This is a genomic window from Oceanihabitans sediminis (assembly GCF_003337215.1).
Taxonomy (GTDB): domain Bacteria; phylum Bacteroidota; class Bacteroidia; order Flavobacteriales; family Flavobacteriaceae; genus Oceanihabitans; species Oceanihabitans sediminis.
In genome coordinates, this window is sequence record NZ_QPIG01000001.1 from 464,890 (window position 1) to 478,208 (window position 13,319).

Here is a 13,319-nt window from a genome sequence, read left to right on the forward strand (position 1 = left end):
AATGAAAAACTTATATCTAATTTTAGCATTCATCTGCTTCAGTTGCAATACGAAAACAGAGAAAAATGTAAGCGAAACAAATACTTCCGAAAAAGCCATAACAGATAGCGACGCGCAAGCAATTTTGTTAGATAAAAAGAAAGCAAACTATTTATATCATTTTGCATTTAATTGCATGGATCAAGAATATCCAAACAAACTAGGACAAGTACTTGGGGATGCCTCTTACTTAAAAACCCCAAAAGAGCTTCACCCCGCTTTTTATGGCTGTTTTGATTGGCATAGTTCGGTTCACGGACATTGGACACTAGTAAACATCCTAAAGTCCTATCCAGAATTTCAAGAAAGAGATGCTATTTTAAAGAAACTAAAAGCAACCCTTACCAAAGAAAACATTTTAAAAGAAGTTGCTTATTTTGATGACGAGCACAACAAAACCTTTCAGCGAACCTATGGTTGGGCTTGGTTATTAAAACTTTCTGAAAGCTTAAAAGAGTGGCATACTCCTGAAGGAAAAGAATTTGCTAAAAACCTAGAACCATTAACCAATCTTATAGAAGATAAGTGCATCGAGTTTTTTAATAAACTAAACTATCCTATTCGAGTGGGCGAACACCCTAACACAGCATTCGGGATGAGTTTTGCTTTAGATTATGCCGCTAAATACAACCCGGAACTAGCAAAAGTTATTAAAACCAAGGCGAAGGAATTTTATTTTGAAGATGAAGATTGTCCGCTAACTTGGGAACCTGGTGGATTTGATTTTCTATCCCCTTGCCTAAAAGAAGCTTCTTTAATGGCTAAGGTGCTTCCGAAAAAAGAATACATAAAATGGCTAGATAAGTTCTTACCAGAATTTAGAGAAAACCCTTCTCCATTTATGCAAACAGTAGAAGTAGTAGATAAATCGGATGGAAAAATGGCACACTTAGACGGATTGAATTTCAGTAGAGCTTGGTGCTTATATGAAATGGGAGAAATTTTAGATAATCAAAAAATGATACATCTTGCCAACACCCATTTTAATGCGAGTTATGATAAAATAGATTCTGGCGAATACGCAGGTTCGCATTGGCTTGCTTCATTTGCATTATATGCCTTAAAAACCAACCATTAATACATCCATATTTTTAATTAGTAAACAAATAGTAAGAGGATAAAGAGAGAAACATCCGTAGTCGGTTACCGCTATTAGCGTATCGTATCTTTATTTGTCAAAGAAAAAACCAAAATACGAATCACAGATACCCCTGAAGATTTAAAAGCTAAAATAAGATTTTAAATCTTCTAGTTGAAGCACAGTAAATATTTACCTCCAATTCTGACCTTTAAACTGAAGCGCCGCTTTAAGTATATCTTTCTGACTAATTTGCCCAATCAGTTTTCCTTCTTCAATTATAGGAAAACGTCTACGTTTTGACTCTAAAAACTTATTGGCTGCGTCAAAAATATTCATATTACCATCTATGGTTTCAACATCTTTAATCATTCGTTTTTCAACATTATCTTGAGCCATTGGCATATTATAATATTTACTATCGCTAATCTGTTTTAGGCAATCTCCTTCACTAATAATTCCAACCAATTCATTGTTCTCATTTACAACTGGACCACCTGAAATATTGTTTTCAACAAGTGTTTCAATTACAGATTCAATTAACTGTTCTGGTTTAAAAGTGATTAGATTTCTAGTCATAAAATCACTTACTCTTAATGCTTTCTCTTCTACTTCATTTTGATGCTTTCTAGCACCTTGAAAACTCTTTATTCCCATTTTATTTTTGTATTTAATTCTATTTAATATACTTATTATCATCGAGTTACACAAGATGATTGTGCTAAATTTATATTTCTTAATTTTAAGCTCTAACAATTCCCTATAATTATGTTCAAAAAAACGCTTGCTATTCTTATTCTTTGTTTGGCTGTGTATTGGAGTTTCGATGCATTATTACCGAATAAAATTTCAACTATTGATGCTCCTGAAAATAGCTTTTCAACACATAGAGCATTAGTACAACTAAAAGAAATAACTAAGGAACCTCATTTTCTTGGTAACGAAGCTCATAATCAAGTTAGAAACTATATAGTAAGCGAACTAGAAAAACTAGGCTTAGAAACCCAAATTCAAGAAGAATTTTCATTTAGCAAATGGGGAAATGTTTCCAAACCGAAAAATATTTTAGCTAGAATAAAAGGAAGCGATACTAGCAAGGCACTACTTTTATTAACACATTATGATAGTCAGCCACACTCCTCATTTGGGGCTAGTGATGCTGGTTCTGGGGTAGTAACAATTCTTGAAGGAATTCGTGCTTTTTTAAGCGAAAACAAAACCCCAAAAAATGATATCATCATCTTAATAACCGATGCCGAAGAGCTAGGATTAAATGGTGCTGATGTTTTTGTTAATAAGCACCCTTGGGCAAAAGATGTTGGTTTAGTATTAAATTTTGAAGCTCGCGGGAGTGGCGGACCAAGCTACATGCTTATTGAAACCAATCAAGGAAATGCCAATTTAATGAAGGAATTTGTAAAAGCAAATCCAGAATACCCAGTTGCAAACTCCCTTGCTTATAGTATTTATAAAATGCTTCCAAACGATACAGATTTAACTCGTTTTAGAGAAGATGGGAATATTGACGGATTCAATTTCGCGTTTATTGATGATCATTTCGATTACCATACGGCACTAGATACATACGAACGCTTAGACCGAAACACTCTAGAGCATCAAGGTTCCTATTTAATGCCATTGCTACATCACTTTAGCAACGCAAACCTGAACAACCTTAAAAACACCGAAGATTATATTTATTTTACTGTTCCAATATTTAAAACCGTAATCTATCCTTTTTCATGGATATCACCAATGCTGCTTATAGCAGTAATGGCTTTTATTGGTTTATTGATTTATGGTTTTAAAAGAAAAACTTTACAAGGAAAAGAAATTCTAAAAGGCTTTGCTCCTTTTCTTATAAGCCTCATCGCAAGTGGTCTTGTTGGTTATTTTGGTTGGGAAATTTTAAAAAAATCATACCCACAATACCAAGAAATGCTACACGGGTTTACGTATAACGGTCACACCTACATTATTGCATTTGTTTGTTTGGCTTTAGCTATTTGCTTTTATAGTTACCACTTATTTAAAAGCTCTATTAAGACAGCTAATTTATTAATAGCTCCTTTATTTTTCTGGATAATTATTTGTGCTCTTGTAGCTTTCCAATTGCAAGGGGCGAGTTTTTTTATTATCCCAGTATATTTTGGATTATTAAGCCTGTTTTTACTCATCAGACAAGAAAAACCAAACCTCATCTTACTTGCTTTATTAGCAGTTCCACTGCTCTTTATAATGTCTCCATTTATAAAAATGTTTCCAGTTGGTTTAGGTTTAAAAATCTTATTTGTTTCTGCTATTATTGTGGTACTCCTCTTCGGACTACTTACTCCTGTCTTCGGATTTATAAACCATAAAAAACGATGGTCGTATTTATTCTTAATCCTAGGAATTGGAAGTCTTATTTCTGCACATTCTAATACCAAGTACACAAAAGATACCCCGAAGCCTAATAGTCTTTTATATGTTTTAGACGCAGATGAAAACACCGCTGTATGGGCAACTTATGATGAAATCTTAGATGATTGGAATAAAGAATTTCTAAGCGATGATCCAGATCAAGCGGGTGCACTCGCAAAACACACCATAGGAAGTAAATACAAGTCCAACTTTACGTATACTAAAAAAGCACCTTTGAAAGATATTGCAGAGCCGAAAGTAGAAATTTCACACGATACCATTATTAACGGAAAAAGAAAAGTCGCTATTTGTATAACATCGCAGCGAGAAGCAAATCGTTTTGAAGTGTTTTCATACGGTAAAATGCAATTTCACTCTATCAAAGTAAATGGCGTTGAGAAAAATGATTCCGTTGGAGATTTTTCTACTAATAAACTAAGCACTCGTTTATTTAGTTATTATGCTACAGACAAGGAATCATTAGACATTATACTAAGTTTCCCAGCTTCACAAAAATTAGATTTACAATTCTATGAAGCAAGCTATGATTTATTAAAAAACGAAGCTTTTAATGTTCCTGATAGAGCAGAAAACATGATACCAAAACCTTTCGTTTTAAATGATGCTATAGTAATAAAGAAGTCCATTGTCTTAGATTCATATAAGTCAAACAATTAGCATCTTTTTAAGATATTAACTAGTGAATTTTTATAGATTTGACCTCAAAAAATAATTTTCAATGAAAAAATTTCTTCTATTAGCATGTATCACTTTGAGTTTTAGCCTACATGCACAAAACAACCAAGAGCTTTTAAAACACTACGAAGCCTATTATAACCAAATGAAAGTGCAAGGAGATGTACAAGGTATGATTAATGGTTTAACACATTTAAACGTTTTAGCTCCTGAAGCAGCAAAGCAAGATACTCTGGCTTTTTTATATATGAATGAAGGAAAATTCATGCAAGCTTTAAATACTATTGGTGCAGATCTTTACGCTACAGATTCTAATTTAGCTGTAGAGATTAAAGCAGTTTCCCTAAAGTCTTTAAAGCAACCTAAATTAGCTGCAAAACAGTTTGAAGAATTATTTAAAAGAACTCAAAACGCGAGGTTTGCCTATGAATTAGCGGAAATTTATTTACAAACTCAAAATTTAGAAGATGCTGCTAAGCATGTTTCTTTCGGTTTACTACACGTTAGAGAGGACATGAAAAGGGTTTACTACGAAACACAACAACCTTATCAGGTACCTTTAAAAGCTGGATTCTTATATTTAAAAGGACTCATCACTTTCAACGAAAATAAAGAAGAAAATATCGACAGGGCTATTTCATATTTAGAGCAAGCATTAACGGTAGCTCCTAATTTTAATTTAGCCTATGTAAGCAGAACCGCTTTACTAAGTCAAAAAGAACAACCTGAAGAAGAAACAAAGGATTAATTTATTCTTTCAAAAAACAAAAAACCGCATCAAATAGATGCGGTTTTTATTTATATATAAGTTTAATTACTGTCTTACTAATCGGAATGATTTTGTTTGACTAGCATGCTTCAGAGTTACTATATAAACTCCAGAAGTCATAGCTTCATTTGTTGAAACAGCAACTTGATTATTAGAGCAAACAAGTGTATTTTTATAAACTTGTCTTCCTGTCATATCAACAATACTTACATCTAAAGTCGCACCGTTTAATCCTGGAGCATGAATATAAAATGTAGTATCATTTAATGGGTTTGGATACAAACGACTACCTACTAACATGCTATTATCATCAATACTAGCTGTTGGATCTTCTACTAAAACAGTATAATCCTCAACCTCTCCATAAGCAAATACACCACAAGGGTCTGGATTAGCATCATCCCAAACAACTTTTACACGCATACGAGTATTTCCTAAGGCAGCATCTGCAGGAACCGTAATATCCATGGTGTGCGGACCAGATACACTTGTACCCGAAGCTAAAGTATAAACTTCTCCAGCATCATCTAAAACACCATTTTGATTCCAATCAATAAAAGCAAACACATAATCACTTCCATCTGCAGTTATCTGCACCGATAATTGACTTGTTTCTTCTAAACCAACAGTAGCTACTTGACTTGTAAAATCATTATATCCTAAGTGAGAAGTTGAGGAGTTATTAATACCTGCATAGGTAACATTAGTAATATTTTCATAATCGGTATTATTAGCCGAACCATCACAATACTGTATTGTCGTAGTGAATGTAGCAGTAGAAGAATACACTGTCTCTCCCGATGCTGTACAAGTAGAAACCAATCTCCATTCTACTACATCTCCAAGCACACTAGGAGCTGCTGCATTATACGCTAGGATCTCATTAGAAGCTGTTCCTTCATCAACCCAACCTTGACTATTTGTATTAGATTGCCATTGAAAAGACATTCCTGAAGTAGCCGAATATCCTTGAGCAGAAACCGTATAAGCTGAACCTGGATTTCCAGATGTTGGATCAACTATTGCTGTTCCTGCATCTGGTACACCAGTACAAGCTGTAATTACATCACAATCTCCAAAAAAGGAAACAACTCCATCGGCTGCCTCACCAAACCCAACTGGCTCTGGATCTGAACTAGCTATCCAAGTCCCATCAGACAAGAAATAGATAACATTAGGAGTATTCATTGCAGCGACAACTTCCATATAAGAACTTGCGCCACTATAATCAATAGTTACACCAATCCAAAAAACAGTCTCTGTACTACCTGCTATAAAAGTAAAAGGACTAGCTAAATCTAAACTAACTTCCATAAGATCAAACCCGAAAGCATTTGATAAATATGTAGAGGAAGTTGGAACCTGCATAGTAGTAGAACTTAACTCGACTCCTGGCCCTGTTCCAGAGTCAGAATCTTTATAAAAATGTAACTTAACACCATCTATAGGTACACCTGGTTCCACCAATACATTAAACTGAACAGTATTCAGCGTGTATGTACTATTAGCATCCACAACTAGATCGTTGGCAAAAATAAGACTATGTAGGCTTCCAAAACCATTCTCTACTTCTGCTCCAGCTAGGGTTTCTTGGGAGCAAGGTGTGGATTGCGCAAAACTGGAAGTCCACGTAAGCATAGAAATTATACCTACAAAAAATAACATTGTAATTTTTTTCATAATAAAATACTTTAAATAATATTGATTAATAAAAAACCTCATCCCTATATAAAAAAGCACCCATATTAGAACAGATATCTTTTTAATATGTTTTGAAGATTAATTAATGAAAATAGAAAATGTTTATTGATATTCCAAAATTCTTCGACTAACTACCAATATTCTCAGCATCTATACAGCGCTAAAAACAAAACACTTAACAATAATAAACATTGTACTCACAAGAAATTCCCAATATTATTGAAGCATATTTTTAATAAAAAATTCTATTAATTTTCTAAAATAATTTGTTTCCTAAAAACAAAAAAGCCAGCATTACATGCTGGCTTTTTTTATAAGTATTCTAATATTATACTACCAAATTCTTACTCTTTCTTCTGGAGCTATGTACATATTATCTCCTTCATTAATATCAAAAGCTTCATAGAAAGCATCAATATTTAATAATGGTTGTACTGCTCTATTCATTCCTGGAGAATGTGGATCTGTTTTAATTTGATTCTTTAAAGCTTCATCTCTATATAAAGTTCTCCAAACAGTTGCCCAAGACATAAAGAAACGTTGCTCTGCTGTAAAACCATCAATATCTGCTGGTTTATTACCATCAAAACTTAGTTGTAAAGCGTCGTAAGCTGCAAGAACTCCTCCTAGATCTCCAATGTTTTCCCCTAAAGTAAAAGCACCATTAATATTCGTTTCTGGTAAAACTTCAATAGCACTATATTGGTCTGCTAAAGCTTTTCCTAAGTTTTGGAATTCTTTTAAATCTGCATCTGTCCACCAGTTATTAAGGTTTCCATCTTTGTCATACTTTGCTCCTGAATCATCAAAACTATGAGAAATTTCGTGACCAATTACAGCTCCAATTCCACCATAATTTACAGCATCATCTGCAGTAAAGTTAAAGAATGGTGGTTGTAAGATAGCCGCAGGGAATACGATTTCGTTATAAGCTGGGTTGAAATATGCATTCACCACTTGTGGTGCCATAAACCATTCGCTTTTATCTACTGGCTTACCTAATTTGTCTATGTTTTCTTGATAGTTATAAGCAGATACATTACGCATATTTTCTAAATAGCTACCTCCTTCTTCAACACTTTTAATTTCCATAGCAGAATAGTCTTTCCACTTATCTGGATAAGCAACTTTTACGCTTGTAGCACGTAATTTTTCAATTGCTTTTTTCTTAGTTTCTTCACTCATCCAAGGAAGAACAGAAATTCTATTTTCAAAAGCTGTAATTACATTTGCAATCATTTTTTCTGCACGCTCTTTAGCTTCTGGCGGGAATTTTTGATCTACATATAATTTACCTAAAGCTTCACCAACAGACCTATTTAGGGTTTGTAAAGCACGCTCTTCTATTGGTCTTTGTACTTTTTGTCCTCTTAATTCTTTACTATAGAATTCCCAGTTTGCATTTTCTAATTCTGTACTTAATCTTCCTGCAGATCTATTTAATGTAGACCAACGTAAAAAGGTTTTCCAGTCAGACACATTGTTTTCTGCAAGAACAGACTGTAAAGCCTTCATATAGTTAACATCACTTACAATTACAGTATCTAATGACTCTACACCAATACCTTTAAAATAAGTCTCCCAGTTTATTACAGGAACCATTTTTTGTAAATCGGTAATTGCCGTTGGGTTATAACGTTTAAGAGGATCACGACGATCTACCTTATCCATTTTTGGTTCCGCTAAACGAGTTTCAAAAGCAAGAATTTGCTCAGCTTGTGCTTTTGCTTCTTCTTTAGTATCTCCTAAGTATTGTAGCATTCTAGTAATATGAGCTACATATTTTTTTCTTACTTCTTTTGAGTCTGCATCATCTTTCACATAGTAATCTCTATCAGGTAAACCTAGTCTGCTAGTTCCTAAGTAACCAACATTCATATTACTATCTTTAGGATCTGCACTCACTCCAAAACCAAAGAAATTACCACCTCCTTGAGGCTCCATTTCTATTAAATAGCCTTGTAAGTCTTCTATATTATTGATAGATGCAATCTTTTCTAGAAGTGGTTTAAGAGGTTCAATTCCTTGCTTATCTCTAGATTCTGTATCTAAGATAGTTTTAAAAAGAAAAACTGCTTTTTCTTGATCTGAACCTGGCAATACTTCAATGCTATTTAAATCTTTATCATCTGCCATAGCAGCTTTTAAAATTGCTAAAGCATCTTCATCTGTTTTTTGACGAAGCTCATCAAAACTTCCCCAACGAGTTCTATCGTCTGGAATTGAGTTATTTTCTAGCCATTTTCCGTTAACATGTTTAAAGAAGTCCTCACTAGGTTTTACGTTAGTATCCATGTAATCTAAATTGATTCCAGGAATTTGTTCAACTACTTGAGCTACTTCTTTTTTCTCCTCTTGCTTACAAGCAACAAGTCCAACAAAAGCAAATGCACCAAGTAGTGATAGTTGTTTAAGGTTAGTTTTCATTTTTATTTAAGTGTTTAATTTTGGCCACAATTTACCATATAATAGCTTGTTAAGCACTTGTTTTGCTACATCTTAACAAAATATTAATAAATAAAAGCAAGTTGATTATGAAATATTAATTTTTAACTTTTTCTAATAACTGTTTCATGTACAGACTATCAGATTCTTTTTTTAGAGCTATTACTTCTGAAACCTTTTCGTTAGGAATTGCAATAGACAAGACATAATGTGCAACTTTCCAGGTATTGTTTTCTAATTTCATAACTCCGGAGCCTCTACACAATTCCATTTGGGTATCTAATAACTCGTCAAACCAAGCTATTTTAGTATCTTCTGAAAGATAAATATTTCTTTCTAAAGCTGAAAAACTCCAAGCACGTCCCTTATCAAAATGTGGTTTAGAGTAGCTTTTAAATTCTTCTACTTGCCAGTTTTCAGAAGCATCTGTACCAATAAAAACGGCATCCTTAGTCATTAAATGAAAATACGCATTAAAATCTGCTTTGGAAGCCGCATCATGCCAAGCGTCTAAATTATTATGGATTTCTGCTTTTATTTCTGTAGGAGAAGAAGAAATCTTCGGTTTTACATCTGCACCTATACAGGCTGATAGTAAAATGACAAACAATAATCCTAAAACTTGCTTCATCTTTTTATGGCTTTTGAATGTTTTGTGATTCTCTTTCAATCTTTTTATTCATTTGAAGATTTAAGTTTGAAAATGCAGATAAAAAATCTCTAAGCACCAAAAGCACTTCTTTTTTCTTTGGATTAGAAAGATTCATTACTCCTTCTAATTTCAACATTTTAGTTTCTAAAGCTACTAATCTTGCTTGAATATGTGGTGTATCAAATTCGCTTGGCAAGGATTCCTTTAAATCTTTAATAAAGGCATTTAGAATTTCGTTATTCCCTTTAAAAAAAGAAAAATCTGCTTGTTGTACTTGTAAAACTATTTCATCTAGCTCTGTATACTTCTGCCAAAATTTATCTGAATTCTGTCTCTTTCTATCTAAAATAAATTGGTCATATTTTAAGGCAGAAATATCCTCTTTTGTTATTTGCGAAGCAGTTTCTTCTGTTTCGGTTTCTATTACTGGAGTTTTAGCTGCGTCTTTGCAGGAAAAAACACAAAAAACGAGTGCTATGTATAAAAATACTTTCATGTATGTTAAGCTATTGTGTTTACAAATATATTGTATTCTTTGCTTTTATTGTTAATTACGCCTTTCGGTTCTTATTTTAAGTTAAATTTATCACCTTGTCTCTAGAATTCTTTATATTTTTGACACCCCTTAAATATAGAAATTTATGACTTCAAAAATTTTAATAATTGGTGCTTGCGGACAAATAGGTTCTGAGCTTACACACAAACTAAGAGACATTTACGGTGTTGATAATGTTATTGCTAGCGATATTAATACTAGAAATTTAGAACTAGTAAATTCGGGTCCCTTTGTAATTCTAGATGCTAAAAATTTCAACGCTATTAAAGACTGTTGTATTAACAACAACGTAAAAACAGTTTATTTAATGGCTGCTCTACTTAGTGCTACAGGTGAAAAATACCCAATGGAAGCTTGGGATTTAAACATGAATTCGCTTTTCCATGTTTTAAACTTAGCGAAAACAAAAATAATTGATAAAATATTCTGGCCATCAAGTATTGCTGTTTTCGGACCTACAACTCCAAAAGAAAACACAGAACAACGCACTATCATGGAGCCTTCAACCGTTTACGGAATCACGAAACAAGTTGGTGAGCGTTGGTGTCAATATTACCACGAAAAATACGGTGTTGATGTAAGAAGCATCCGCTACCCAGGAATTATTAGTTGGAAGACATTACCTGGAGGGGGAACAACTGATTATGCTGTTGAAATTTATCACGAAGCTTTAAAAAACAAAACATACGAATGTTTTTTAAGTGAAGAAACAGAGTTACCAATGATGTTTATGGACGATGCCATTAAAGCAACCGTAGATATTATGCAGGCAGACACAGACGCTATTAAAATTAGATCGTCTTATAACTTATCTGCAATAAGCTTTACTCCTAAGGAAATTGCAGCTTCTATTCAAAAAGTGATTCCTGAATTTACAATAAGCTACAAACCAGACTACAGACAAGACATTGCTGATTCTTGGCCAAAAAGCATTAATGATACTCCAGCTAGAGAAGATTGGAATTGGAAACATGAATTTTCTTTACAAGATATCACTAAAGAAATGCTTACGCAGTTAGGAAAAAACAATGGATAATGTGATTTTTAATTCATTTTTAGGTAGATTAGCGTAACCTAAACTCATAAAAATGAAAAATCAATTATCTATTATCTTAATTTTATTCTGTACCACCTTTATGGTTGCTCAAAAAGGAAAAATACAGGAAGGCGACTGGAAAAACTTAAAAGGCATTACTAAATACAACTTGGTTTTTGACTATTCTAATCTTGAAATTCCTAAATACGACAACGAAGAGGAGTTTTTAAAAGATAAAATGAAAAAACGAGAAGATAAGGAAGCAGGAGCAGGAGAAAGATTTAAAGAATCGTGGTTTGCAGACAGAGAAAACAGATACGAACCTAAATTTATTGAGTCTTTTAACAAGCGTTGGAAAGAAAATGAGATAGTAGTTGATAGAGATTTTGACGAAGCAGAACACACTATTAAAATCCACACTACCTTTTTGTACGCAGGATATAACGTTGGTGTTATGCGACAAAACTCTAAAGTAGACGCTATTTTAACAGTGTATAAAAATGATGCTCCAGACAAAGTGTTATTTGAAATTAAATACACCAAAGCTGAAGGTAAAGGTGCATTTGGTAACGACTTTGATTCTGGTTATAGAATTTCTGAAGCTTATGCTAAATTAGCTAAAACATTTGCTGCTAATTTGAAGAAAAAAACAAAATAAAAATTTCTTAGTTTTATAAAAAAGCGGACCTATTGGTTCGCTTTTTCTTTTTTTCCCATATCTATTAAATAAGCTAGATTCTTCACTATTTTATCGTGCTTTTTAACAAACGGATTGGTTTCATCCCATACATATCCTGCAAGGACAGCACAAATTTGCCTCTTCACATCTTGGTTTTCTGGTCTATGAAAAAATAAGGTTTGTAAATTTCCTGTGTACCACTCTTTAACATAAGTAGAAAAAACATTTACTCCTTTCATTATATAACCAGTATAATCTGTTTCCCAATCAACCGTTTCTCCATTAAGTTCTTTAGTGATAAGTTTTGCTGCAAGTATAGCAGATTCTGTTGCAAAAGTTACCCCTGATGAAAAAACAGGATCTAAAAACTCTGCACTATTACCTGTTAAAGCATAGCCTTTTCCGTATAACTGTTTAACAGACTTAGAATAGTTTTTAATATGCACAGGTGGGAATTTAAAATCTAAGCCTTCAAAACGTTTGTAATAATATTTAGAATGCTTCAGAAGTTGTTGCATTTTTTCTGTAGTGCTTCCTTTAAAAGAATCTAGAAAGGCTGTTTTTCCAACAAAACCAATACTTGTATCTCCATTAGAAAAGGGAATCACCCAAAACCAGGTATCCAAATCCAATACATCAAAGGTAATAATGGTTCCCTCCTCACCTTCTGGTCTATTGGTATCTTTTACATGTGTAAAAATAGAAGAATGCTCCGGAATAGTTGATGGTTTATCTAAGTCTAGCAATCTTGGTAATACTCTTCCGTAACCACTAGAATCTATAATGTGTTTTGCGTGGATCTTATAAACAGAATTATTCTCGTCTTTTATACTGGTAACAGAAGTTCCATCTTCATTAAAAACCACATCTACTACTTCATGTTGAAACGCAATATCTACGCCTCTATTTACCAGTTCTGTTGCAAGAACATTGTCGAAATCGGCTCTTGGAGCTTGCCAAGTCCAATCCCAACCTTCAGTGTGTTTTTTACTAAAGTCGAAGTTACATACAATATCTCCTCTTAAAAATCTCGCTCCGTGTTTTTTTTCAAAGCCAAAATCTTTTAGCGCATCTAGCAATCCAACTTCTTCAAAATGTTCCATGCATCTAGGCAATAAACTCTCGCCAATTACAAATCTAGGAAACTTACTTTTTTCAACTACTTTTATTTTTTTTCCTTGCTTATGCAAATAAGATGCAGATACACACCCGGAAGGCCCAGCTCCAATAATTAAAACATCAATACGTATTTCATTCATAATCAT

General features: G+C 33.3%; 11 protein-coding genes. 5 read left to right on the top strand and 6 right to left on the bottom strand.

The genetic code is table 11. The annotated features are described in order from the left end of the window. The first annotated feature begins 1 nt into the window (after position 1). Positions 2-1,117, top strand: a complete 1,116-nt coding sequence (locus DU428_RS02045) for a DUF2891 domain-containing protein (protein ID WP_072348115.1) — start codon at positions 2-4, stop codon at positions 1,115-1,117. 192 nt (positions 1,118-1,309) lie between these two features. Here DU428_RS02045 and DU428_RS02050 read toward each other — a convergent pair whose 3' ends face one another. Continuing rightward, the gene (locus DU428_RS02050) at positions 1,310-1,774 is read right to left on the bottom strand and encodes a CBS domain-containing protein (protein ID WP_072348888.1); all 465 of its coding nucleotides are present in this window, start codon (positions 1,772-1,774) and stop codon (positions 1,310-1,312) included. A 111-nt stretch (positions 1,775-1,885) separates the two neighbouring features. Here DU428_RS02050 and DU428_RS02055 point away from each other — a divergent pair, with 111 nt between their 5' ends. Both DU428_RS02055 and DU428_RS02060 read left to right on the top strand, forming a co-directional pair. Next, entirely contained in the window at positions 1,886-4,198 is a 2,313-nt protein-coding gene (locus tag DU428_RS02055; protein ID WP_113965691.1) for a M28 family peptidase, read from the top strand. A gap of 61 nt (positions 4,199-4,259) precedes the next feature. Beyond that, positions 4,260-4,964, top strand: a complete 705-nt coding sequence (locus DU428_RS02060; RefSeq protein ID WP_072348110.1) for a hypothetical protein — start codon at positions 4,260-4,262, stop codon at positions 4,962-4,964. A 66-nt stretch (positions 4,965-5,030) separates the two neighbouring features. Here DU428_RS02060 and DU428_RS02065 read toward each other — a convergent pair whose 3' ends face one another. The 4 genes from DU428_RS02065 to DU428_RS02080 all read right to left on the bottom strand — a co-directional run bounded on the left by DU428_RS02065 (position 5,031) and on the right by DU428_RS02080 (position 10,279). Then, positions 5,031-6,665, bottom strand: a complete 1,635-nt coding sequence (locus DU428_RS02065) for a GEVED domain-containing protein (RefSeq protein ID WP_165839138.1) — start codon at positions 6,663-6,665, stop codon at positions 5,031-5,033. Positions 6,666-7,019: 354 nt separating this feature from the next. Continuing rightward, positions 7,020-9,113, bottom strand: coding sequence for a M13 family metallopeptidase (locus DU428_RS02070; RefSeq protein WP_113965693.1), 2,094 nt, complete (start codon positions 9,111-9,113; stop codon positions 7,020-7,022). Positions 9,114-9,228: 115 nt separating this feature from the next. After that, positions 9,229-9,762 (bottom strand): nuclear transport factor 2 family protein, encoded by a 534-nt coding sequence (locus DU428_RS02075; protein ID WP_072348886.1) that lies wholly within the window; start codon positions 9,760-9,762, stop codon positions 9,229-9,231. A gap of 4 nt (positions 9,763-9,766) precedes the next feature. Then, complete coding sequence (locus DU428_RS02080) at positions 9,767-10,279, bottom strand: hypothetical protein (protein ID WP_072348104.1); 513 nt, start codon at positions 10,277-10,279, stop codon at positions 9,767-9,769. 145 nt (positions 10,280-10,424) lie between these two features. On the opposite strand from DU428_RS02080, the gene DU428_RS02085 reads away from it, so the two are divergent. Beyond that, the gene (locus DU428_RS02085; RefSeq protein ID WP_113965694.1) at positions 10,425-11,375 is read left to right on the top strand and encodes an NAD-dependent epimerase/dehydratase family protein; all 951 of its coding nucleotides are present in this window, start codon (positions 10,425-10,427) and stop codon (positions 11,373-11,375) included. A 52-nt stretch (positions 11,376-11,427) separates the two neighbouring features. Continuing rightward, positions 11,428-12,033 (top strand): hypothetical protein, encoded by a 606-nt coding sequence (locus DU428_RS02090; protein WP_072348100.1) that lies wholly within the window; start codon positions 11,428-11,430, stop codon positions 12,031-12,033. Between the two features lie 29 nt (positions 12,034-12,062). On the opposite strand, the gene DU428_RS02095 is transcribed toward DU428_RS02090, so the two are convergent. Continuing rightward, positions 12,063-13,313, bottom strand: a complete 1,251-nt coding sequence (locus tag DU428_RS02095; protein WP_113965695.1) for an NAD(P)/FAD-dependent oxidoreductase — start codon at positions 13,311-13,313, stop codon at positions 12,063-12,065. Positions 13,314-13,319: the final 6 nt, after the last annotated feature.

Excerpts from the sequence above, each read along its gene's own strand:
- DU428_RS02065 (WP_165839138.1), bottom strand. The coding sequence starts at position 6,665 with ATGAAAAAAATTACAATGTTATTTTTTGTAGGTATAATTTCTATGCTT.
- DU428_RS02085 (WP_113965694.1), top strand. The coding sequence starts at position 10,425 with ATGACTTCAAAAATTTTAATAATTGGTGCTTGCGGACAAATAGGTTCT.
- DU428_RS02075 (WP_072348886.1), bottom strand. The coding sequence starts at position 9,762 with ATGAAGCAAGTTTTAGGATTATTGTTTGTCATTTTACTATCAGCCTGT.
- DU428_RS02060 (WP_072348110.1), top strand. The coding sequence starts at position 4,260 with ATGAAAAAATTTCTTCTATTAGCATGTATCACTTTGAGTTTTAGCCTA.
- DU428_RS02095 (WP_113965695.1), bottom strand. The coding sequence starts at position 13,313 with ATGAATGAAATACGTATTGATGTTTTAATTATTGGAGCTGGGCCTTCC.
- DU428_RS02090 (WP_072348100.1), top strand. The coding sequence starts at position 11,428 with ATGAAAAATCAATTATCTATTATCTTAATTTTATTCTGTACCACCTTT.
- DU428_RS02080 (WP_072348104.1), bottom strand. The coding sequence starts at position 10,279 with ATGAAAGTATTTTTATACATAGCACTCGTTTTTTGTGTTTTTTCCTGC.
- DU428_RS02070 (WP_113965693.1), bottom strand. The coding sequence starts at position 9,113 with ATGAAAACTAACCTTAAACAACTATCACTACTTGGTGCATTTGCTTTT.
- DU428_RS02055 (WP_113965691.1), top strand. The coding sequence starts at position 1,886 with ATGTTCAAAAAAACGCTTGCTATTCTTATTCTTTGTTTGGCTGTGTAT.
- DU428_RS02045 (WP_072348115.1), top strand. The coding sequence starts at position 2 with ATGAAAAACTTATATCTAATTTTAGCATTCATCTGCTTCAGTTGCAAT.
- DU428_RS02050 (WP_072348888.1), bottom strand. The coding sequence starts at position 1,774 with ATGGGAATAAAGAGTTTTCAAGGTGCTAGAAAGCATCAAAATGAAGTA.